The sequence below is a fragment of the Flavobacterium frigidum genome (assembly GCF_048286735.1).
Lineage (GTDB): Bacteria > Bacteroidota > Bacteroidia > Flavobacteriales > Flavobacteriaceae > Flavobacterium.
The window spans coordinates 1-23,560 of the sequence record NZ_JBLVPU010000031.1 but is presented as its reverse complement, the minus strand read 5'-3'; the positions used below and the strand labels follow the sequence as shown (position 1 = coordinate 23,560).

Annotated in this window: 19 protein-coding genes and 1 pseudogene; 9 read left to right on the top strand and 11 right to left on the bottom strand. The window is 33.5% G+C overall.

The window, feature by feature from the left end:
- Nucleotides 1-4 precede the first annotated feature (4 nt).
- A complete protein-coding gene (locus tag ACNQGO_RS14640; protein ID WP_417985732.1) occupies nucleotides 5-472 on the top strand; it encodes a hypothetical protein in 468 nt (155 codons plus the stop codon).
- A 34-nt stretch (nucleotides 473-506) separates the two neighbouring features.
- Nucleotides 507-1,409 (top strand): N-acetylmuramoyl-L-alanine amidase, encoded by a 903-nt coding sequence (locus tag ACNQGO_RS14635; RefSeq protein WP_417985731.1) that lies wholly within the window; start codon nucleotides 507-509, stop codon nucleotides 1,407-1,409.
- Between the two features lie 184 nt (nucleotides 1,410-1,593).
- On the opposite strand, the gene ACNQGO_RS14630 is transcribed toward ACNQGO_RS14635, so the two are convergent.
- Nucleotides 1,594-2,643 carry an outer membrane beta-barrel protein gene (locus tag ACNQGO_RS14630; protein ID WP_417985730.1) on the bottom strand — a complete coding sequence of 350 codons (1,050 nt, stop codon included), beginning with the start codon at nucleotides 2,641-2,643 and terminating at the stop codon, nucleotides 1,594-1,596.
- Between the two features lie 813 nt (nucleotides 2,644-3,456).
- Between ACNQGO_RS14630 and ACNQGO_RS14625 the strand changes: the two genes are divergently transcribed.
- On the top strand, nucleotides 3,457-3,939 hold the full coding sequence (locus ACNQGO_RS14625) for a hypothetical protein (RefSeq protein ID WP_417985729.1): 483 nt from the start codon (nucleotides 3,457-3,459) through the stop codon (nucleotides 3,937-3,939).
- Nucleotides 3,940-4,069: 130 nt separating this feature from the next.
- Here the strand turns inward: ACNQGO_RS14625 and ACNQGO_RS14620 are convergent, their stop codons facing one another.
- The 7 genes from ACNQGO_RS14620 to ACNQGO_RS14590 form a co-directional block, all read right to left on the bottom strand.
- The gene (locus tag ACNQGO_RS14620) at nucleotides 4,070-5,422 is read right to left on the bottom strand and encodes an NAD-dependent succinate-semialdehyde dehydrogenase (protein ID WP_417985728.1); all 1,353 of its coding nucleotides are present in this window, start codon (nucleotides 5,420-5,422) and stop codon (nucleotides 4,070-4,072) included.
- Between the two features lie 196 nt (nucleotides 5,423-5,618).
- Nucleotides 5,619-7,730, bottom strand: a complete 2,112-nt coding sequence (locus tag ACNQGO_RS14615) for an ATP-binding protein (protein WP_417985727.1) — start codon at nucleotides 7,728-7,730, stop codon at nucleotides 5,619-5,621.
- Between the two features lie 412 nt (nucleotides 7,731-8,142).
- On the bottom strand, nucleotides 8,143-9,684 hold the full coding sequence (locus ACNQGO_RS14610; protein WP_417985726.1) for an acyl-CoA carboxylase subunit beta: 1,542 nt from the start codon (nucleotides 9,682-9,684) through the stop codon (nucleotides 8,143-8,145).
- A 110-nt stretch (nucleotides 9,685-9,794) separates the two neighbouring features.
- Nucleotides 9,795-11,234, bottom strand: a complete 1,440-nt coding sequence (gene accC, locus ACNQGO_RS14605; RefSeq protein WP_417985725.1) for an acetyl-CoA carboxylase biotin carboxylase subunit — start codon at nucleotides 11,232-11,234, stop codon at nucleotides 9,795-9,797.
- Nucleotides 11,235-11,334: 100 nt separating this feature from the next.
- Entirely contained in the window at nucleotides 11,335-11,820 is a 486-nt protein-coding gene (locus tag ACNQGO_RS14600; protein ID WP_417970265.1) for an acyl-CoA carboxylase biotin carboxyl carrier protein subunit, read from the bottom strand.
- 99 nt (nucleotides 11,821-11,919) lie between these two features.
- A complete protein-coding gene (locus ACNQGO_RS14595) occupies nucleotides 11,920-14,157 on the bottom strand; it encodes a B12-binding domain-containing radical SAM protein (protein ID WP_417985724.1) in 2,238 nt (745 codons plus the stop codon).
- A gap of 202 nt (nucleotides 14,158-14,359) precedes the next feature.
- Entirely contained in the window at nucleotides 14,360-14,614 is a 255-nt protein-coding gene (locus tag ACNQGO_RS14590; RefSeq protein WP_417948086.1) for a helix-turn-helix domain-containing protein, read from the bottom strand.
- 106 nt (nucleotides 14,615-14,720) lie between these two features.
- On the opposite strand from ACNQGO_RS14590, the gene ACNQGO_RS14585 reads away from it, so the two are divergent.
- The 3 genes and pseudogenes from ACNQGO_RS14585 (at nucleotide 14,721) to ACNQGO_RS14575 (ending at nucleotide 17,902) form a co-directional block, all read left to right on the top strand.
- Nucleotides 14,721-16,760 (top strand): HsdM family class I SAM-dependent methyltransferase, encoded by a 2,040-nt coding sequence (locus ACNQGO_RS14585; RefSeq protein ID WP_417985723.1) that lies wholly within the window; start codon nucleotides 14,721-14,723, stop codon nucleotides 16,758-16,760.
- Nucleotides 16,761-16,801: 41 nt separating this feature from the next.
- Nucleotides 16,802-17,263 (top strand): annotated as a pseudogene (locus ACNQGO_RS14580) (restriction endonuclease subunit S); the annotation flags it as partial.
- Between the two features lie 72 nt (nucleotides 17,264-17,335).
- Complete coding sequence (locus tag ACNQGO_RS14575; protein WP_417947666.1) at nucleotides 17,336-17,902, top strand: restriction endonuclease subunit S; 567 nt, start codon at nucleotides 17,336-17,338, stop codon at nucleotides 17,900-17,902.
- Between the two features lie 125 nt (nucleotides 17,903-18,027).
- On the opposite strand, the gene ACNQGO_RS14570 is transcribed toward ACNQGO_RS14575, so the two are convergent.
- A complete protein-coding gene (locus ACNQGO_RS14570; RefSeq protein ID WP_417985722.1) occupies nucleotides 18,028-19,311 on the bottom strand; it encodes an MFS transporter in 1,284 nt (427 codons plus the stop codon).
- 104 nt (nucleotides 19,312-19,415) lie between these two features.
- On the opposite strand from ACNQGO_RS14570, the gene bshC reads away from it, so the two are divergent.
- On the top strand, nucleotides 19,416-21,005 hold the full coding sequence (bshC, locus tag ACNQGO_RS14565) for a bacillithiol biosynthesis cysteine-adding enzyme BshC (RefSeq protein ID WP_417985721.1): 1,590 nt from the start codon (nucleotides 19,416-19,418) through the stop codon (nucleotides 21,003-21,005).
- A gap of 85 nt (nucleotides 21,006-21,090) precedes the next feature.
- On the top strand, nucleotides 21,091-21,510 hold the full coding sequence (locus tag ACNQGO_RS14560) for a nucleoside-diphosphate kinase (RefSeq protein ID WP_039109514.1): 420 nt from the start codon (nucleotides 21,091-21,093) through the stop codon (nucleotides 21,508-21,510).
- A 152-nt stretch (nucleotides 21,511-21,662) separates the two neighbouring features.
- Here ACNQGO_RS14560 and ACNQGO_RS14555 read toward each other — a convergent pair whose 3' ends face one another.
- Both ACNQGO_RS14555 and ACNQGO_RS14550 read right to left on the bottom strand, forming a co-directional pair.
- A complete protein-coding gene (locus tag ACNQGO_RS14555) occupies nucleotides 21,663-21,959 on the bottom strand; it encodes a DciA family protein (protein ID WP_073355171.1) in 297 nt (98 codons plus the stop codon).
- On the bottom strand, nucleotides 21,940-22,380 hold the full coding sequence (locus ACNQGO_RS14550; protein ID WP_417985720.1) for a lipocalin family protein: 441 nt from the start codon (nucleotides 22,378-22,380) through the stop codon (nucleotides 21,940-21,942). The genes ACNQGO_RS14555 and ACNQGO_RS14550 overlap by 20 nt, the downstream gene beginning before the upstream one ends.
- Nucleotides 22,381-22,619: 239 nt before the next feature.
- Between ACNQGO_RS14550 and ACNQGO_RS14545 the strand changes: the two genes are divergently transcribed.
- Nucleotides 22,620-23,528 (top strand): serine hydrolase domain-containing protein, encoded by a 909-nt coding sequence (locus ACNQGO_RS14545; protein ID WP_417948240.1) that lies wholly within the window; start codon nucleotides 22,620-22,622, stop codon nucleotides 23,526-23,528.
- Nucleotides 23,529-23,560 lie beyond the last annotated feature (32 nt).

Here is a 23,560-nt window from a genome sequence, read left to right as displayed (position 1 = left end):
CAAAATGAAAATGAATTACTTTCAGTCACTAACAGTTATTGCTTTTCTGCTATTTTTCAACACTATAGTTTCTGCACAATTTAACAATGGTGGCTATGGGAATGGTTACGGTGGTAATGGTAGAATGAACAACACAATGGATCAAACCAGAACGCCTCAAAAACCGAAAGAAGTTCCTGTTGAAGTAACAGTCGGCAAGATTATGGAAAGACTAAAACCAGACCTTATTCTTGACGAACTACAAGTAATAGCAATTTCTAACATCCTGACCGAAAGTGTCAAATCTCAAGGTATGCTTATAAAAGCGGAAGTTAGTCAAGAAGAGAAAATAAAAAACATCACCGTTCTCTCTGAAACAACAGACAGGAAAATAATCGAAATGTTAAACAAAGACCAAAAGGAAAAATATACCGTTCTTCAAGAAGAAGCGAAAAATCCTAAAAAATCGAAATCAAAAAAAAAATCTAAATAATCGATTCCACTCTGTTGTAAAAGTATAAGCTCGTATGAAAAAAATAGTCTCTTTCCTTTTAATAACTGTTATAGCTTTGTCTTGCGCTACGAATCCTTACAAAAAAAGTGAGAAAATTTACGATTCAAAGCTCAAATCATTAAAGCAAACTATTTCGAATAAAAATTCTCAGCCTTTACCAATTATACCGCACTTAGAGATAAATATCGACACTTTATACACAAAACAACTGCATACGTACAAGGACACTCTTTTTAAGATGGGCCCTACTCCTTTACAAAACGGAATCAATACCGAGTGGATAGGAACTGTGAATTTTAATTTAAGAAAGCCCAATTTTATTATTATTCACCATACGGCTCAAGACTCTTTGCAGCAAACATTAAAAACGTTTACCAAAATAGAATCACAGGTTAGTTCACATTACTTAATTTCTGATGATGGTAAAGTAGTTCAAATGTTGAACGACTATTTACGAGCCTGGCATGCAGGTGCTGGAATTTGGGGGAAAAACACAGATATTAACTCTACATCTATTGGTATAGAATTAGACAATAATGGTACAGAAGTTTTCTCTGAATTACAGATCAACAGCTTATTAGCACTTTTGACCAAGTTAAAAAAAGATTATAATATCCCCGCTCAAAACATTATCGGTCATGCTGATGTTGCACCTACACGAAAGAAAGATCCAAGTCAATTGTTTCCCTGGAAAATATTAGCCGAAAATGGTTTTGGTATCTGGTACGATGAGTTTTTAGAAACTGCTCCAACTGATTTTAATGTTGAACAAGGATTGCGTATTATAGGATATGACACCAAAAACTTACCAGCAGCAATAACCGCTTTTAAACTGCATTATATTCAAACAGAAGTCAATGCAATTTTAGATGAAAAAACAATAAACACTATTTATTCTATTTATAAAAAACAATAGCAGATACATAGATTGCCAATACCTACAAAAATGGTTTTTTGATTCTTTCAAAAAACCATTTTTTATTTTATTCAACTTCAATTTTGAATGACAACTCAAACTAATGTATTACTGAAAGTCAAAGCACAAAAAAACTGCCAAAATTTATAAAGCATTTTGGCAGTCAAAAAAAATAGTGGGGAGATTAAAAAGTATAGGTTGTTGCCAGTAAAGCATACGCTGTTGAACCTTTTGAAGCTGCAGCACTGTTTGTAAAAATATCCTCAGAAGCAGTATCTAAGCGGAATTCCGGAATAATAGTCAAGTTCCCTACTTTATAATTTAATGATAAAGTATTGCCAACCACACTTGACCCAGCTAGTAGTCCTAAACCAGCCGTAGCATCTTTAGCATCGAAATACTCCAGTCTGTAGGCTAAACTCAAAGTTTCTTTTAATGCAAAGTTTGCATACCCAACCAAAGCAAACCATTCGCCATCTAGTGTGCTATCAAAATCATTTCTAGTCATTGCATAGGTACCGTTGAATGCTAGTGAAAAAGAATCACTTACTTTTTTTGACCCTACAAAATCAAATTGAGTTTTGTTTTCATCAGAAACAGGATTACTGCTTCCTGAAGTAACATTAAAATACGCACTTCCCGTATCTCCCAAATACCCTAACTGACCAATAAACGTTTTTTGGGTGGAACCTGCTTCAAGTGTTGTCTTAAAATCTGTTGGGTTGGTTACTCCAGCCATAAAGCTGAATTTACCAGAAGTATATTGCGCTTTTACTCCTGTATTAAAAAATGGACCATAAGTAAAGGCATACGACATGCTGTAATTTTTATTATCTACTGCATCAACCAGCTCATATCCGAGATGAGTGCTAAAGCTTCCTACAATTACTTTCAATGCATCTGAAAACTCGTAAGTGAAATTTAATTGTTTAATCATAAAAGTTGATGCGTCATCATTGTAAGTAAATTGGGCAGCTCTGTTTCCAAATCCTAAATCAACAAAAACAGAGGCTTTATCCATTTTATGTGAAGCTTCAATAGACGCCATTCCTAATTCAAATGAATTGTGAGAATTCGTAAAACTAGTTAGACTGTTGTCTATGCCAGAAAAATCATACTTATAATACGCATCAGCAGATCCTGCAAATGTTGTTGATGCCGATGCCGGAGCGCTTTGAGCAAAGGTAAAAGATGTTGTTAGTACTAATGCAATAAAGGATAGTTGGATTTTCATGTTGGGTAGTTTTAGTTAGTAGTTTGCTATGTTTGTTACTGTAGCTTATTTTAAAAATCAAATTGAAATGGCTCAAATAAGGAATTTAAATACGCTTTTGAAAATTCAATTTTTTTAGATTTATAGAGCGAATTTATTAACTTTTATCTCAGTTGAATTCCTATTTTCTAGTTTTTTAACTTGATACACAAAGAATTATCAATACCAAAAAATCATCAAAAAATAATAGCTATTCTATATTTTAAAGAGATAATTTTGAAAATTCAATAATTAAAAAATTTAGGTACACCCCCTATATTTTATTAATTTATGAGAATTAATATTAAAAAAATGAGCCTTAAGCGCATTTTTTAATAAAAAACAAAAACAAAACCCCATTAAAATATTCCGTTATTGTAAATTTAATTTTAAATGGTTTTTAATTTTTTCGCAAATAAATAATTAAAACTCAAAATTTTTATCAAGTTAATATATGATTTACAAAAAATTCAGCAAGCATATACATCAAAAATTTGAAGAAAAAAATCAAAAGGATATGCCGCAATATCAAGCTATTATTTTGGTCTATTAATTCCTTTTTTTGTAATTTTATTACGGGATTCAATTTGGACCAAAAATCTATTTTAAGCGTTTAAAATTTTTATTTAATAAACAGAAGAAGTATTCTTTTAGTCGATTTATTATTATTCATAAGAGTTAGTATTAAAATTATATACCGTCACTAGAAAAGATTTTATCTCCATATTTGTAAATAGTTCTTGTAAAGATCCTAATTACAAATAAGAACATATACAAACACAAATAGCTACAGATATGAAAATTTTAGTACTAATAGTCTTTATTTTATTCACCTCTTCATTGATTGCTCAAACGCATGAAATGATCAAACACAATGGTGTAACAGTTGACATTAACTTAATTAAAATAGAAAATAATGTAGTGTATTATACTTTTCCCCAAAGTTTAGAAGAACAATCCATCAGTAAATATGCAGTGGTAAAATTGAATGAAAAGTCAAAAACGACTCCTTTCATTGTCTCTGAAAAAATTCAATTGAATGGAAAATCCGATTATAATAAAGTTGTTGTATTACAAAAACACCAAACTTTAGGACTGAAAGAGTCTGGAATAATTACTTCCTTTTATTTGGGAACTAAAGGAGAATCTCCGCTATCGTTTACTGAAAATGGTAAAAAGCGATTAAAACAAAATGCTGCCCAAAATGGAGCTCCGTTTATTGTTATTCTTTCTAATAAACCAAAGGATTTAAAAGCTGCGATCTATACCTATGAATAAGTATATAAAGTATCAATTTGTAGCTCGATAGGCTATAAAATAGAATTAAAGTCTATTTAAATCGAGAACGAATTTGTGTCATACATAATTGCTATTCTCGATTCTTTGATTAAATAACTACGAAAATCTATTATTCAATAATTAATGATTTGGCATTCATAAATTCCTTAATCCCTATTGCACCTAGTTCTCTGCCATATCCTGATTTTTTTATTCCACCAAAAGGAACTCTGGAATCAGAGCGAACTAAGGAATTCACAAAAACACTTCCTGCTTCTATTTTTCTTGACAAGTGGTAAGCATGCTCACGATCCGTTGTCCATATTGAGGCGGCCAAACCATATCGGTGATTATTGGCAATAGCGATTGCTTGATTCTCGTCTTTGACCTTAATAACCGTTGCTAGCGGTCCAAAAGTTTCTTCCTGAAAAGCTATGGAGTTTGAATCGAAACACTCGATTAATGTGGGTTGAAAATTGCAATTTTCTCGTGCTCCTCCTACTATTATCTTCGCGCCCTGTTGTATTGATTTTTGTAATTGATTTTCTAATTTTTCTGCTAAATCCAATCGAGCAAGTGGCCCCATAGTAGTCCCTTCCATCATTGGATCTCCTTGCTTGAGCAAATTAATTTTATTGGCAAACAGCGCTATAAATTCATCTGCTACTTCATCGACGACTATAAAACGCTTGGCACAAATACATGCTTGGCCAGCGTTGAGCATTCGCGATTGAGTGGCAACTGTTGCAGCCTTTTCAAGATTTGCATTATTTAAAATTATAAACGCATCAGAACCTCCTAATTCTAGAACTGTTTTTTTAATATGCTTCCCTGCCAATGAAGCCACTGCGGATCCTGCCATTTCACTTCCCGTTAAAGTAATGCCCTGAACTATATTTGACGCAATGACATTTTCTACCAGAGGAATATCTATTGTAATTTGTTGAAAAACTCCTTCTGGAAAACCGGCTTCCAAAAACGCATTTTCGATAGCTTTTGCACAAGCAATAACATTGGGTGCATGCTTTAAAAGAGTCACATTGCCCGACATAATCACTGGCGCCGCATACCGCAATACTTGCCAAAAAGGATAATTCCAAGGCATTATTGCAAAAACAGCCCCCATTGGATCATAAACTGACATACTTTTAAAAGGTGTGTCATAGTACTCCTCTTTCAACATTATTTCCGCATTCTCCGCATAGAAATCACAGTTTGCAGCTGATTTTTCAACTTCAGAAATACTTTCAAACAGTACTTTTCCCATTTCATTTGTAATCAAAAAACCAAGCTCTTCTTTCTTTTTTCTAAGAATGTCAGCTAGTTTTTTCATCAGTAATCCTCTATGTTCAAATGTAGTTTGCTTCCAGTTTTTGAAAGCTCGCTCAGACAACTGCAATTTTTTATTCAATTGGGACTCTGTTAGAACTTCATGTTCGGCTATTAAAAGTTGCGAATACGGATCTATTGATTTAAAAATCATATGTTTGTAATTAAATTTTAAAAAATATGCTAGAAACAAAACTAAGGTACTGCCAAAAATCATCGAACTTTAGGCGATTAATGAAAAAACATAAAGAGAAATGAAGCAAATCTATTTTCAAAGATTTGGGAGGAATGGCACAATTAACTAAAACAGTGCAATTCAAATTGTTTGTGTAAGTTAAATTTGCTGCATTTTATTTATAAATTGCAACAAAAACAGCATCCAATACCTCAAATACTTTTTCCTTATCCAATGGTTTTGTAATGCAATCTACAAAACCCATTTTCATGATTTTTTCTTTATCTTCAAATGAGGAATAGGCAGTTTGTGCGATGACTGGAAGTTCTGGCCTAAATACTTTAATCTTTTCGTAGGCTTCAAAACCATTTAATACTGGCATTCTTATATCCATAAATACTACAGATATGTTTGAATTATTTGCACATATATCAACTGCTTCTTGCCCGTTTTTGGCCCTGATAACTGTATGGTTTTTGGACTGTATGATTTTTTTCAAAAGCATGAAATTTATACAGTCATCTTCTGCAATTAAAACAATTTCTTTTCCAAAATTCTTGGCAACCGATTTTACTTTTGTGGGTTGGACTACTTTAGCCGTTTGATCTATATCTAATGGAATGGTAAATGTAAATACAGATCCCAATCCAAGGGTAGACGCTACTTTGATCTCTCCACCTAACATTTCTACATACGCTTTGGTTATTGACAAGCCCAAACCTAAACCAGATAAATCGTGAGTTGCATCGCCTTCTATCCTTCTGAACCTCTCAAAAATTACTTTCAAATAATTTTCACTTATACCCATACCCGAATCCTCTACTTTAAACTCTAAGCATCCTTTTTCTTTATTAACAGAATAGCCAAAAGCAACAAAACCTCTATCGGTAAATTTCAACGCATTTGTAATTAGGTTAACGATAATCTGTTTTAGTTTTGTTTCATCAGTATTAATATTTTCATGAATTTTATTTGGGTTTTCAAGAATATAAAACTGAATGTCTTTATCCTTAGGAATCGTAACTTTTATAGCGTTATACAATTCGAAAATACAATTTTCGATGTCTAATCCTTTATAATTAGGCATAATTTGCTTGGCATCAATTTTAGACATTTCTATAAGGTCTTCAATAATAGACACCAAACTGTTTCCACTATTTTTTATAATTTTTAAATATTCAATTCGCTCTTTATTATCCAAATTTGAATCCTGAAGCAAATCACTAAATCCCATAATAGCATTCATGGGTGTTCTGATTTCATGAGACAAATTAGCCAAAAAAGATGATTTTAATCGATCACTTTCTTCTGCTTTTTTCTTAGCTATTTCTAATTGCTTTCGTTGATTGCTATTTTCTTCAAATAAGTTTCCAATATATCCAAACTCACCATCGGACTTTTTTAAACTTTCTATAGCATTTATATTTCCAGTCTCAAGAATACTCTTGATTAATTTTAATGGATTGTACACCCATCGCTTAGTGTGGTAAGCATAAACAAAAATACTAAGCAAAGAAACCAGAATAACAATAAAAAGAATCTCTTTTGTATTTGTATAATTTAAATTGAACCGTCTTTTAAAAAGCACTTTAGCGACCACTTCATTTTTCCAATCCTTTAAATCAACCCCTACAACTACAAAATTATCTTCGTGAGCAATTACATATTCCCTTGGGGCTAAACTTACTTTTGAACTACTGATATTACCTAAGGCGTTAAAAAAAGATTCATCTAAAAGCCTTGCCATAAAAAAATAACCAGCGGGTTCCGTTTTATTTTTTTTAGGATCATGAGATGCGTGAATTGTTGCACCAAAAACCTCAACAATTCCTTCAGGAATTTTTACATAAAATCGTTTTAGTTTTGATTTATGCAGTACTGCCATCATCTCTTTTGGAATGAAATCAATGCTACTGAGCTTCGGAGAGACGGTCTTGTTTATTATTTTTTTATCCAGACCATACACTCCAATATAATCTGCTTCATAGGAAGCAAATTCACTTTCAATATATTTCCTGTACCATTTTTGATCTTTTGTTTTGGTGAAAGTGACCAATTCGTTCCAATAGGTAACATCGATAACAGTAGCCAATGAAGTTTTTGAGTTAAGTCTAAAAAGAGACTTCACCTCTTTATCGTATTGATCGTAAGTAGTTTTGTAAAAATGCTTTTCTTCTTTAATAGTATACAGGTAAAGAGAAAGATAAATTAGAAAAAAGAAGATGCTTGTTGAAATTATCAACAATAGTAATTTAGAGTACGTATTTAAATTAAGTAATCTTTTCATGGAATGTCAAACAATAAAAAGGAAATTAAAAATCTTACCCATAGTTTTGTAAGATATATCACTTTTTTTTTGATGGCGCAAGTTAAGTTTTTTTGCTAGAAAAAAAAAGATAACCAAAAATTTTGATAACATTAATTTTAATAACAGTTTACCTATCAACACAATACTTTTAGAAATGTTTCAAATCCGGTTAAATAACGCCTTAATTATTCACTTTGCTAGTGTTTTTTTGAACGGAAATTTAAAAACACAAATTGAATTGCTAAAACGTTTACTTTTAATATTACCAACTAATCGTATCAAAAAAAAATAGGAAACAAAATATTTTTATGTAGAATTTGATTGTAAATAAAAACTTCATTAAAACAAAAAAACCATCTTAAATGATGGTTTTTACTGCGGCCATTGCAAACTACAAGGGAATATTACCGTGTTTTCTATCAGGTGTTATGCTTACTTTATTTTCGAGCATGCTAAACGCTTTTATCAATTTGCGTCGGGTATTTTGCGGCAGGATTACTTCATCAACAAAACCACGTTGCGCGGCAGTATACGGATTCGCAAACAACTCCGCATATTCTGCTTCTTTCTCCAAAAGCTTTGCTTCATGATCATTGGCTTCGTTAATTTCTTTTTTAAAGATAATTTCCGAGGCACCTTTGGCTCCCATCACGGCAATTTCGGCAGTTGGCCAAGCAAAATTCATATCGGCACCAATGTGTTTCGAGTTCATCACATCATAGGCGCCACCATAGGCTTTACGGGTGATTACAGTTACTCTCGGCACAGTTGCTTCGCTTAAGGCATAAAGCAATTTCGCACCGTGAACGATAATCCCGTTCCATTCTTGATCCGTTCCCGGTAAAAATCCAGGTACATCCACCAAAACCAATAACGGAATATTAAAACAATCACAAAAACGGGTAAATCGAGCCGCTTTTTTTGAACTATTCACATCGAGACAACCCGCTAAGATCATGGGTTGATTGGCAATAATCCCAATACTTTTTCCTCCCAACCGAGCAAAACCTACTAAGATATTTTCGGCATAATTTTTATGAACTTCAAAAAAAGAATCTTCGTCAATAATTCCACCAATAACCTCGTGCATATCATACGGCTTGTTGGGATTATCTGGAATAATAGTCGCTAATTTAGTTCGCACTTCATCATTCAGTGCGTAGGGTAAGTTGTATGCTTTATCTTTATTGCTTTGTGGTAAATAACTTAGTAACCGTTTCAAGTCTTCTAGACATTCTACATCATTGGTAGAAGTAATGTGCGCTACACCAGATTTAGTAGCATGCGTGCTTGCACCACCCAATTCCTCAGAAGTTACGGTTTCATTAGTTACGGTTTTCACAACATTCGGACCTGTTACGAACATGTAACTGGTATCTTCAACCATCATTGTAAAATCAGTCATTGCAGGAGAATACACAGCTCCACCGGCGCAGGGTCCCATAATTGCAGAGATCTGTGGAATAACTCCTGAAGCTTGTACGTTTCTATAAAAAATATCGGCATAACCACCCAAAGAACGAACTCCTTCCTGAATACGTGCCCCACCAGAATCATTCAGTCCAATCATCGGCGCTCCCATTTTAACGGCCATATCCATGACTTTACAAATTTTCTCAGCATGAGTTTCGGATAAAGAACCTCCAAAAACTGTAAAATCCTGCGCAAAAATATAAACCAATCTTCCGTTTATGGTTCCGTATCCTGTGATGACTCCATCGCCATAATACTTTTCTTTTTCCATTTCAAAATCAGTCGTGCGGTGTGTAACCAACATCCCTATTTCTTCAAAGGAACCTTCGTCCATCAAATAATTAACGCGCTCTCTTGCGGTTAGTTTTTTATTCGAATGTTGTTTTTCGATACGTTTTTTACCGCCACCCAAATGTGCTTCGGCAATTTTATCGTTTAATGTGTTTACTTTGTCTTTCATATTTATTTTTTTTGACCGCCAAGTCGCTAATTATATTTTAAACCCATCTAGAGATTAAGTCTCATTTGGAAAAAACAGTACTTACTTTTTCTTAATGGTAAAAAAATATTTTAATTTGGTACCCGTACGATTTTTTGATCTTCAAAATATTGTCTCATTGCCACAAGAGCTGCAATTTCGGCTTCTTTAGCCATTTGTTTTTTCAACACATCGGCATTGTAATAATTCTTTACGAAATGCGTGTCAAATTTCCCGGAACGAAACGCCTCATGTTCAAAAACAAATTTCCCAAATGGCAATGTTGTCTGCACGCCTTCCACTTGATACTCTTCAATGGCCTTAATCATAATTTGAATGGCTTCTTCACGAGTTTCTCCATAAGTGATTAATTTGGCCAACATCGGATCGTAATAAATAGGAATATCCATGCCTTGTTCAAAACCGTTATCCACACGAATTCCTTCGCCAACCGGCAATTGATAGACATCTAAATGACCCACACTTGGCAAGAAATCATTCATAGGATCTTCGGCATACACACGCAATTCCATTGCATGTCCTTTTATTTTCAAATCTTCTTGTTTGATAGCTAGTTCTTCACCTCGTGCTACTCTGATTTGTAGTTCGACCAAATCGGTTCCAGTTATCCATTCCGTAACGGGATGTTCCACTTGCAAACGCGTATTCATCTCCAAGAAGTAGAAATTATTATTTTCGTCCAATAAAAATTCGACAGTTCCAGCTCCTAAATAATCACAAGATTTGGCTACCAAAACGGCTGCTTCTCCCATTTTTTTGCGCAGTTCTGGTGTTAAAACCGAAGAAGGCGCTTCTTCAATTACTTTTTGGTGACGACGCTGGATGCTGCATTCTCTTTCAAATAAATACAGCACATTCCCATAACAGTCTGCCATAACTTGAATTTCGATATGTCTTGGCGAACCCACATATTTTTCGATAAAAACAGAGCCATCTCCAAAAGCAGCAATTGCTTCACTGATGGCGCGATCCATTTGAGATTCGAAATCAGCTTCGCTTTCTACCACACGCATTCCTTTTCCTCCACCACCGGCAGAAGCTTTAATAAGTATTGGAAAACCAACTTCCTTAGCAATAACTTTTGCTTTTTCGACATCCGTTATTGCCTGATCGTATCCTGGGACCATTGGAATATTGAAGCGCTTAACGGCATCTTTGGCAGCCAGTTTACTTCCCATAATCTTAATTGCTTTCGACTTTGGTCCAATAAAAATGATATCATTTTTTTCGCATTCTTCGGCAAAATCAGCATTTTCACTTAAGAAACCATAACCGGGATGAATCGCATCAACATTTAAAGATTTCGCAACCTCGATGATTTTACTTCCTAGTAAATAGGATTGACTCGAAGGGGCTTCACCAATACAAACAGCTTCATCAGCAAATTTTACATGTGGTGCATCTCGATCTACAATAGAATATACCGCAACGGTTTTAATACCCATTTTTTGAGCGGTTTTCATCACCCTGATGGCAATTTCCCCTCTATTGGCAACTAATATTTTTTTCATTTTTTATTTTTTAACCGCAGGTTTGCTAATTTTAATTCTCTTACATTCACTTGTATTAAATGATGTATATTTTATTTTTAATTAGCGAAGTAGTGGTGTTTTATTCGAATTCAATTAACAACTGACCTTTATCAACAGCATCTCCTGTAGCAACCGAAATCGATTTGATAATACCATCGCGAGGAGATAGGAAACTATTTTCCATTTTCATCGCTCCCAGAATAATTAAATTGTCGTTTTCTTTTACCTCTTGCCCCACCACAACACTGATTTCCAGAATTAATCCCGGCATAGGTGCTTTAATGAAATTGACTTGTTTAGTAATACCCGTTTCGAATCCCATTTCTTTGATCAGAATGTCCAATGGGTTTGAAATCGCAACAGTGTAGGTGTTGCTGTTTACCTTGACAGTATAGCTTTTTTGAAGAAAATCAGAAGTGATAATTTCCGCTTGATAAGGAATGTTCTCATTCAAAATATGGAACTTATCTGTTGCGATACTTACTACATCTAGATGTGAAACACTTTCCGTTTCCATATCAAAATGAAAGGTGTCGTTTACGTTAACTTTATAAACTATACTCATTTGTTTCTTTGTTTGAATCGTAAAAATAAGTAAAAGAAAACGTTTTCGTAAACCAAAAATTAAGTTTTATGCTAAAACAGTATTGGTAAGTAAATAAATTTACAACACTAATAATCCGAATTCTCGCAGTGTTTTAATCGGTTTGGAGAACCAAAACAATTCAAAATCTTCCAAATGGGTTTCGAAATCAGCTTTGACTTCTTGGTAAGTATGCGTTTTAGTATTTGACACTGCAATTTTTAAAAGCATTTCCACCAACCATGCTCCCTCCTCTTTACTGGTTTGAATGCTGAAACTTTCTTTTTTATCATGAAAAGTAAGTGTCATTAATTCCCATGAATTTCCTTTTTTAGATTTGGTAAAAATTTCTATCGAAGGCTTACCGCCCAACCAAACAATTTTTGCAGTCGGTTTACTATTGAAATCCTCTTCTTCTTGTAAAGCATCAAAGATAAAATCGGGTGCAATTTTCGTCTTTGGGATTTTAAAGTCAAACCAATCTTGCAATTGGTAATCAAAACAAATTCCGTGCATAAAATTGAATAAAGATTTCTTCAGTCCAAAACTGAACTTATCATGATCGATTCCTGTTGAATCAGTATAATTAATATCGTTATTGGCGAAAGTTCCAATCGCTTCGGTTTCCTTTACCACACCAAATTTCTCTGGATACAAGCCAACAGGACTGTGCGCAGTCATGGCAAATTGATGCCAAAATCCGGATTGCAATACACCAACTTCAAATAATTGGCGCACCATTTCCAGGCTGTCCACCGTTTCCTGAATGGTTTGGGTAGGATATCCGTACATTAAATACGCATGTACCATAACACCAGCTTCGGTAAAATTCCGGGTAACTTTAGCTACTTGCTCGACCGTTACGCCTTTATCAATTAGTTTCAATAAGCGATCCGAAGCGACTTCGAGTCCACCCGAAACGGCGATACAACCAGAAGCTTTTAGAAGTAAGCACAAATCTCTAGTGAAACTTTTTTCGAACCGAATGTTTGTCCACCACGTCACTGCTAATTTCCTACGCAGGATTTCTAAAGCTAGAGCACGCATCAAAGCCGGAGGAGCCGCTTCATCAACAAAATGAAATCCGTTCTCGCCTGTTTGAGCAATCATTTCCTCCATTCGATCGCACAATAAATTGGCGGCAACAGGTTCATAGATTTTAATGTAATCCAAAGAAATATCACAAAACGTACATTTCCCCCAATAGCAACCGTGGGCCATGGTAAGTTTATTCCAGCGACCGTCGCTCCACATGCGGTGCATAGGATTCACAATTTCGATAACCGAGATGTATTTATCCAATAACAAATCCGAATAATCGGGTGTTCCCACTTGCGATTGTTTGTAATCCGGTTTGGTAGAATTATTTTTGTATACAACTTTTCCGTTTTCCAAAAGAAAGGTTCGTTTATATTGCTTCTCGACTGCGATCGAAGTGACAGCGTTTATAAGTTCTTCGATTGGCATTTCGCCATCATCCAACGTAATAAAATCGAAAAACTCAAAAACACGAGCATCAGAAAGCGAACGCAATTCGGTATTCGGAAAACCGCCACCCATCGAAATCATGATATTCGGATAATGCTTTTTTACCCATTGTGCGGAACGAAAAGCCGAATATAAATTTCCCGGAAACGGAACCGAAATCAGGAATAGTGTAGGTTGAATATCTTCTATTTTTTCTTTTAAAATCGAAAGAAGAATGTTATCAATGTATGTTGACTCTTGTTGGAGCGCTTCATATAATTCGTCAAAAGAATTGGCAGATCTTCCCAAACGTTCGGCATAGCGACTGAAACCAAAATTTGCATCGACACACTCTACAATAAAATCAGAGATGTCTTCAAGGTACAAAGTCGCCAAATGTTTTGCTTTGTCTTGTGTTCCCATTGTACCAAAAGCCCAATCGAGTTCTTCCAATTGCGCAAATCGAGAAGCCTCTGGCAAGAAATCTTCTTGACAAATCTGAAGCGCTAAGGTTGGATTTTTCCCTTGTAGAAAAGTAATTACGGGATTGATTGTTTTTAAGTACTCGTCTTGTAAAGCATAAATACGTTTCGAGTTATCCGAAATAGTATTATTTGAAACGTCACACTTGAAACCTGACCCGAGGCCGAAAGCCGAATTGGCGGAGCAAACTTGAAACAAATCTTCTAATCCTTCTTTCGAAAACAATTTCAAAATCACCTCAATACCTAAATCCGCCTGAACAGATACAATATTTTTAGTATTCAGAAACCCTTTGATATATGCGGTTGCCGGATACGGTGTATTCAGTTGGGTAAAAGGCGGCGTGATTGCGAATAATTTGGTTTTCAAGAGGAATTGTTTTTGCAAAAATAAGGGATATTTCTGTTGTTTAGTGATTTTTAAAACAATTGATTAATGAAATTTTGTCAAAATAATAAACCCAGAGCAAGTCTGGGTTTATCTTATTTTTTTATGTTTCAACACCAATACAGTGTAGCTAATATTAAGGACACGAAAGAAAAACTTTGTTTTTACCAAATAATAATATTTATCATTTTTCAAAATCAATTTTTAAACCCTTGATTAGTTCGGATGGTTCTACTTCAAGAGCTGTTGCAATTTTCAACATAGTAGTAATCTTCATTTCTTGGATTCCCTTAATGTATTTCCTTAAATTTTCGACATCTAATCCCGCATCGTATGCCACGTTTTTAGACACAAGATTTTTTTCTTTAATAATATCTTTTATCCTATTACCCAGTTCAATAACAGCTTGTGGAATTTCTGTTTTTCTTATCCTTTTCATAAGATAAAATTATGATGTCAAGATTGTTTTTAACCGATTGTATTCAATCGATTGTTTACAACCGATTTTATTTTTACATTTGAAAAAAATCGGTATAATAAAATAAATGGCACAATCAATAGAACCAAATATTGCAGATTTAGCAAACGGATGGCTCAAATCTCATAAATTAAAATACAAATTAGAGCAAGAATCTTTAAATGCTGAGATAGATAAAGCACTTACAGATTATCACACAAAAGCTGGGAAGTTTGGTGGAAATCGTCCTGATGCAAAAATATTAATAGAAGATAAAAACTTAAAAACCTATCCTATTCTTATTGAATACAAAGGATATAAAAGTAATTTGGTAAAACTTGATGCAAACCATCAAGTTGAAAACCGAACTAATAAAAACGAACCACATTTCAAAAACATCAATTCATATGCAGTCAATGGTGCAGTACATTACGCTAATGCGCTGTTACATTATACAAATTATACTGACATCATAGCAATTGGTATGACTGGCTACAAAGATGAAAGCGGTCAAATTCATCACAGTATCGGAGTTTATTTTGTTTCTAAAAACAACTTTGGTGTTGGTCAGGAAGTTGGTGAATTTTCAGATTTCTCTTTTTTAGCATCAAAAAACTTTGATGCATTTATCGAAAAGGTAAAAAACTTATCCTTAACACAAGAAGAACTCGATAGAATAAAAGCACAAAAAGAACTTGAAATAGATATAAGTTTATCTAAACTTAATAATGATATTTATTCACAAGAAGAAAAAAGTTTAACACCAGACGACCGTGTTTATTTAGTAGCTTCTACAATAATTACAACTATTGGTATTCCATACAAAGTTACACCATTAGAAAAATCAGATTTAAAATCTTCAATCGAAATTGGAAACAGAGACGGAGATATTATTTATAGAAAAATTAAAGCATTTCTTGACGCAAAAGAAATCCCACAAGAAAAGAAAGATCTAATTTTAAGAACATTAGAAAACACATTAACTACTGAAAGCATTAACAAGCCTGTAAATAATGAAAGTCAATTAAAAAGGGTATTTACAAAAATTGTAGACGATATAGGAATTTATTATAAAATCGGTTTAACAACCGATTTTACAGGCAAACTATTTAACGAAATGTATGGCTGGATTCCATATGCACCTGACAAATTAAACGATGTTGTTTTAACACCATCTTATATCTCGGGATTATTAGTTAAACTAGCGCGTGTAAATAAAGATTCTTTTGTTTGGGATTTTGCGACAGGTTCGGCAGGATTATTAGTTGCAGCTATGAATGAAATGTTAATAGATGCAAAAAATACAATAACATCGCCAGACTTACTAATTCAAAAAGAACTAAAAATTAAAGCTCAACAGTTACTTGGTTTAGAAATTTTGTCAGAAGTATATATGTTAGCCATCTTGAATATGATATTAATGGGCGATGGTAGTTCAAACATTTTAAATAAAGATTCCTTACTTGATTTTGATGGTAATTATGGTTTTGGAGAAATCAATAACAAATTTCCAGCAGATGCTTTTGTATTAAATCCACCTTATTCAGCCAGTGGTAACGGAATGATTTTTGTTGAAAAGGCACTTCAAATGATGAATAAAGGGTATGCTTCAATTATAATTCAAAATTCAGCAGGTTCAGGAAAAGCAAAAGAATTTAATCAAAGAATATTACAAAAACATACACTTATAGCAAGTATCAAAATGCCTGTTGATATTTTTATTGGTAAAGCAAGTGTTCAGACCAATATATATGTTTTCAAAGTAAACGAAAAGCACCATAAAGAGGAAATGGTAAAGTTTCTTGACTTTTCTAATGACGGCTACACAAGAACCAACCGCAAAAAGGCAAGCAATAACTTAAAAGATACCAATAGAGCAAAAGAAAGATACGAGGAAGTAATAAACTTGGTGCGTTTTGGAAAAAGCAAATTAAACATTTTTACAGAAAAAGAATATCACGAAGGAACTATTGATCCAAAAAATGGAGCCGATTGGAATCAATCTGCACCACAAGACGAAAAACCTACGTTACAAGATTTCAAGAAAACTGTGAGTGATTATTTGGCTTGGGAAGTATCTACAATCTTAAAACAACAAAATATTAAAGATAAAAGCTTGGGAAAGTAGATTCCCTACTTAACAAAGAACTACAAAAAGTTGAGTGGGGCGAATACAAATTAGGTGATTTATTTGAAATAAATCCAACAAAATATTATCGTTTACAGAATGAAGATATAATTTCCTCTAACGGAAATATTCCATTAATTTCAAATTCATCAACAGAAAATGGAGTGATGGGTTTTTCTAATCTTAAAGCAATTAATATTGGAAATACAATTACTTGTTCCGATACAACGTTAGGAGCAGATACAATGTTTTATCAAGAAAATGATTTTATTGGATATTCTCACATACAGCATTTAGTCCTAAAAATAAAACCATTCAATAAATCCATAGCAAGTGTCATAATTTCTGCAAGTAGAATTGCTACTTCAAAACAATACGATTATGGGAATAAATTTAATCGTTTTGAAATGAATAAAACCAAAATCCAACTCCCGACAAAAAATGGAAAAATAGATTTTGAATTTATGGAAAATTTTATAGCAGAATTAGAAACAGAGCGAATAAAAAATTTAGAAACATACTTAGTAGTAACTGGGTTAAAAGATTATACTTTAACATCGGAAGAACAGCAACTATTGACAGATTATAAAAATGGAAAACTTGAATGGAGCAATTATAAATTAGGCGATTTATTTGAAATAAATCCAACAAAATATTATCGTTTGAAAAATGATGATATAATATCTAAAAAGGGAAGAATACCATTAATATCAAACTCATCCACAGATAATGGAGTTATGGGATTCTCAATTTTAGAAGCAAATAACATAGGAAATACAATTACTTGCTCAGACACAACATTAGGTGCAGATACAATGTTTTATCAAAAAAATGCTTTCATTGGTTATTCTCATATTCAACATTTAACACCAAAATTCGATGGTTTTAATAGAGAAATTGCAAGTGCTATAATTTCTGCTTGCAGAGTTTCAACTTCAAATCAATATGACTATGGGACCAAGTTTAATAGAGTTGCAATGAATAAAACTAAAATGCAACTCCCAACAAAAAATAACCAACCTGATTACAAATTAATGGAAACCTTAATCTCCGCAATTCAAAAATTAGTAATAAAAGATGTCGTTTTGTATACAGATAAAAAAATAGCGGATACCCAAACCGTGGCAAATCTGCAAGTATAGAAAGTTACAAGAGGACCCAACAATAAGATGTGGCGTTTAAGATCATAGATAATAACTCAATATTTTAAAATAAAAAGGTCTACTGAACATTTTCAGAAGACCTTTTTTTAAGACTTAAAACAGTTTTAAAACGTATGCGCCTCTTTACTGATCACTAATAGGGATAACAACGAAATACAAGCTGCTACAGTCAAATAAAATCCAACATATGTCAAACCATAAGTACTTGCTAACCAAATTGCAATCATTGGAGCAAAAGCCGCACCTAGAATTCCTGCTAAATTAAACGTTAATGACGCACCTGAATACCGCACCGTAGTAGGAAATAATTCCGATAAGAATGTACCTAATGGTCCATATGTAAATCCCATCAAAGCCATACCTGTGCATAAAAAGAAAGCAACCATACTGTCACTCCCTGAATTTAGAAAATAAGAAAATGAAAATCCAAAAAAACCGATTGCAATCGTAACATAAACCAACGTTTTTCGGCGCCCTATTTTGTCTGCAATCAAAGCAGAAATAGGAATACAAATGGCAAAAAAGAGTACAGCAAACAACTGCATCAATAAAAAGTCTCTTTTAGAATATCCCAAATCAGTAGTTGCCCAGCTTAATGTAAACACGGTCATCAGATAAAAAACCAAAAAAGCGGTAACTGCAGCAAATGTTCCGAAAATCAATTGATTTTTATGGGATTTTAATAATGTTAAAAAAGGAATCTTAACTTCTTGCTGTTCTTTTTTAGCATTTTCAAAAGACGGGGTTTCTGTAATTTTCAATCGGATATAAAACCCAACTACTACTAAAAGTGAACTCGCAATAAAAGGTATTCTCCAACCGTAATTCATAAAATCTTCATTACTCATGAGGTCTGTTAAAACTAAAAAAGTTCCTCCTGATAGCAACAAACCAATTGGAGCTCCTAATTGTGGAAACATACCGTACCAAGCTCTTTTATTTGGCGGTGCATTTTCTATTGCTAACAGTACCGCGCCTCCCCATTCGCCTCCTAAACCAATACCTTGACCAAAACGACACAGCATTAACAACAAAGGAGCTGCAATACCAATACTTGCATAACTGGGCAAAAAGCCAATAGTTACGGTCGAAATTCCCATAGTCAATAACGCTGCAACCAAAGTAAATTTTCGCCCTATTTTATCTCCATAGTGTCCAAAAAAGGCTGAGCCAAGAGGTCGCGATAAAAATGCAATGGAGAAGGTGGCTAAGGATTGTAAAGTAGCCATTGCTCCATCTGAGCTTGGAAAAAACAACTGCGGAAATACCAAAACAGCTGCGTTGGCGTAAATATAAAAATCAAAAAACTCAATCGTAGTCCCTATTAAACTGCCAAAAAGAACATGTTTAACTGAATTTTTACTGTTGGTACTAGAATAATCTTTCATAAAACTGTTACTATATTAATTATAAAAATGAAACTATTTTTCGAAAGTAACAAATAAATAATTCCAATTAATAATGGTATTTTAGCATCATATAAAACTTTACTATGCCAACCGACTGTATCAGCTATCAGGATTCTGGATATTTCTCTACTTTGATGAATGATTATTTAAATCAAAAAGCAACTTTAACTCCCTTATATAACCGATTTCCAAAACTTGAAAACTTTGAAGATCATATCCTCGAAAAGAAAAATAACTTTGACAATATTAAACGAGAAACTTTAGTTGCTGTTTTGAAAAAACAATATTTAAACGTTGAAACTTCCGTTTTGACCCAACAAAATATTGAAGCTTTGAATAATTCAAATACATTCACTGTAACAACGGGTCATCAATTAAATCTCTTCAGTGGACCACTTTATTTTCTTTACAAAATCATTTCAACCATTAATTTAACAACCGAATTAAAAGCGAAATATCCCACATATAATTTCGTTCCCATTTATTGGATGGCAACCGAAGATCATGATTTTGAAGAAATTAATTACTTCAATTTTAAAGGTAAAAAATTCAGATGGAACAAAGAAAGTACTGGTCCCGTTGGAAGATTGTCTACCGATGGTTTAGCTGATTTTCTCGACGTTTATAAACTAGAATTAGGTTCTAGTACAAATTCTGAAACATTAAAAAAATTATTTGAAAATGCTTATGTATCACATAGCAACCTCGCCGATGCTACTCGGTTTTTAGCTAATGCACTTTTCAGCGACTATGGTTTGGTTATTCTTGATGCAGATAATACCGATTTAAAACGCATCTTCATCCCTTACGTAAAAGAAGAATTACTTCATCAATCATCACACAAACTAGTTTTAGAAACTGCCGAAAAACTAAATGAGTATACAATTCAGGTCAATCCACGTGAAATCAACTTATTCTATATAGAGGACAACTTGCGCGAACGCATTCTTTTTGAAGATGGAAAATACAAAGTAAACCATACTAAAATCGAATTTTCCGAATCGGAAATTCTAACACTTTTAGAAAATCATCCAGAGAAATTTAGCCCTAATGTGATTCTGCGTCCACTATATCAGGAAGTCATACTCCCCAACTTGTGTTATATTGGCGGAGGCGGAGAAATAGCGTATTGGTTAGAACTAAAATCCTTTTTTGAATCTGCTCAGGTAACCTTTCCTATGCTTTTACTGCGAAATTCAGTTGTATTAGCAACTGAAAAACAAGCTAAAAAAGCAGACAAATTATTGTTAACTTGGAACGATCTATTTTCAAAACAAAGTAGTTTAATCAATACAAAAACTAGAGTGCTATCAAACTTTCCACTCCATTTAGATTCTTTAAAAGAGCAACTGCATCTGCAATTTGAATCGTTGTACGTCACTGCCCATAAAACCGATGAGTCGTTCTTAGGCGCTTTAAAATCACAAGAGACTAAACAACTCAAAGGTTTAGAAAATCTAGAAAAACGTTTGCTAAAAGCTCAAAAAAGAAAATTAAATGACGCTTTAGAACGCATTACTAACCTACAAAACGAGTTGTTCCCCAATCAAAGTTTACAGGAACGTCAGACTAATTTTTCTGAATTTTATTTGGAATACGGAGAAAACCTGATTCCAACTATAGTAAAGCAACTAAAACCATTAGAGCACACATTTAACACTATTGTACTTTAATAAGAAAATGACAATTTGAATACTGAAATTGTAATAATAATCAATAAAAAAATCCTATTTTTGCACAAAATTAAAAAAATAAAAGATGGCTACTAATAGAACATTTACAATGATTAAGCCTGATGCTGTTGCAAACGGACACATCGGAAACATACTTGCAATGATTACAACTGCAGGTTTCAAAATCGTTTCTTTAAAATTAACACAATTAACTGTTGCTGATGCTCAAGCTTTTTACGAAGTACATGCTGCAAGACCTTTTTACGGTGAATTAGTTGAATTCATGTCAAGAGGACCAATTGTTGCTGCTATTTTAGAAAAAGACAATGCAGTTGAAGATTTCAGAACTTTAATTGGTGCTACAAATCCTGCTGAAGCTGCTGAAGGAACTATCCGTAAAGCATACGCAACTTCTATTGGAGAAAATGCAGTTCACGGTTCTGATAGCGATGAAAATGCTGCTATCGAAGGTGCTTTCCATTTTGCTGGAAGAGAGCAGTTCTAGTATTCAGAACTCAGTTTTTAGTGTTCAGTGACATAGTACTCTGAACACTAAAAAGAAAATCCCATTTCAAAATTGAAATGGGATTTTTTTATACCAAAAATCTGAAATGTGAAATCTAAAATCGTTAATCAACAATCTAAAATCTAAAATCATTATCTCAAAACGACATCTTTCACCACATCACGTCTTAATTCCTCATTAATCATCGCCACTATTTTAGACTTCCCGTGACTTAATTCTTCCCGCAATACAGACGAAGTTAACTCAACATACAACGTACTTCCTTTCAAAACCACATTATTTGTATAACTGTTCACGCCATTGCCCATAAGATTTTTCCAAGCATCTTTTACATCAATCTGATCCATTCCCGGTTGCAGTTTATTGACTTGAATTATTTGCTTCAAAACATCCCCGATCGTGCTTTGATTATTTAGTCGTTTTGCCATTGCCTAGTACATTTATTGCCGTTGCTTTCTTGTAGTGATACTCCATTTTATCCTTATTTAACAACACTAACTCTTCCGCCGAAAGCGCAATCACTTCCTCACTCCACTTCATAAAAGGTGTTGCATAATCTAAGAAAACCTTGTCATCTGCAAAACGAACAGTTACGTTTTCAAACGCATCATTCACTAAAAAAGTACCGTCCAATTGCGGTCTAACTTTCTTCCGAATTCCCTTATTATTTTTTATTTCAAAATAATCATATACTTCATTCATGCTGTAGTCTTTATCATCAATAGAATCAAATACAACTTTTTCTACTTCCCAATAGCCATTAATTTTTGAAACATCTTCAGGTTTTATCTTTTGCTGACAAGCAACAAAAAGAAATGCTATTAGTAAAATGCTACATGTTTTTTTCATAATCTTAAATATTTTAGGAGCTATTTCCTGCTTTTCGCTACAATCTTTTTATCCGCCAAAAAAGGCGTCAAAAAAGGATTTTCACTACAATCAGGGCTAGGAAATTTCGTTTATAACGCGTTTTTTATAAATACAAAGTTACTCTTATTAAATTCAAAGAAAACTAAAATAGTAGAAACACATTAAACTATTTTCTATATTTTTGGTCTTAAAGGAATTAGTAACTAATAATAAGAAAGATGTCAAAATTAATCTATATCGTACTCATTCTACTATTTTTTATAAGCTGCAGTTCCGATACTACCGAACCAACTCCTACAACAATTTCAACCGAAACACCATACTTCCCACCATTAAATAGTACTACTTGGGAAACCAAATCAATTGCAAGCTTAGGATGGAAACAGTCCGCTGTTCAACCGTTATTAGATTATTTACAACTCAAAAACACCAAAGCTTTCATCATTCTTGTTAATGGAAGAATCGTTTTAGAAAATTATTTTAACGGCCATGATGCCAATGCTTTTTGGTATTGGGCAAGTGCCGGAAAAACATTAACGTCAACCGTAACAGGAATCGCCCAACAAGAAAACCTCATCGATATCAATGCAAAAGTTTCACAATATATAGGAACGGATTGGACTAGCTTACCCTTGGCCAAAGAAAACTTGATAACCAACAAGCACTTACTCAACATGACTTCAGGATTAGATGACAGCACAGATGATGTTACACCGGCAAACCTCACCTACAAAGCCGATGCGGGAACACGCTGGGCCTATCACAATGTATATGTAAAATTACAAGATGTAGTGGCACAAGCTAGCGGTCAAACTTGGAATACCTATTTCAATACCCGCCTAAAAGACAAGATAGGGATGGAAGGCACTTGGTTTCAACTGGGAAACAATTCCGTTTATGGAAGTAATTCTCGCTCTATGGCTCGTTTTGGTTTATTAATTTTAAATACAGGGAAATGGGAAACCAATGTGGTTTTGAATGAAAATTACTTTACCCAAGCAACTACTACTTCACAAAACATAAATCTTAGTTATGGCTATTTATGGATCAAGTCTAAAACCTGTGGGGAAATATTAAATTTCGATATTTGTATTTTAAAAATAGATACAAATGCAAGATTCTTTTAGTGAGCTAATCAAATTATTATTACCTGAAATTG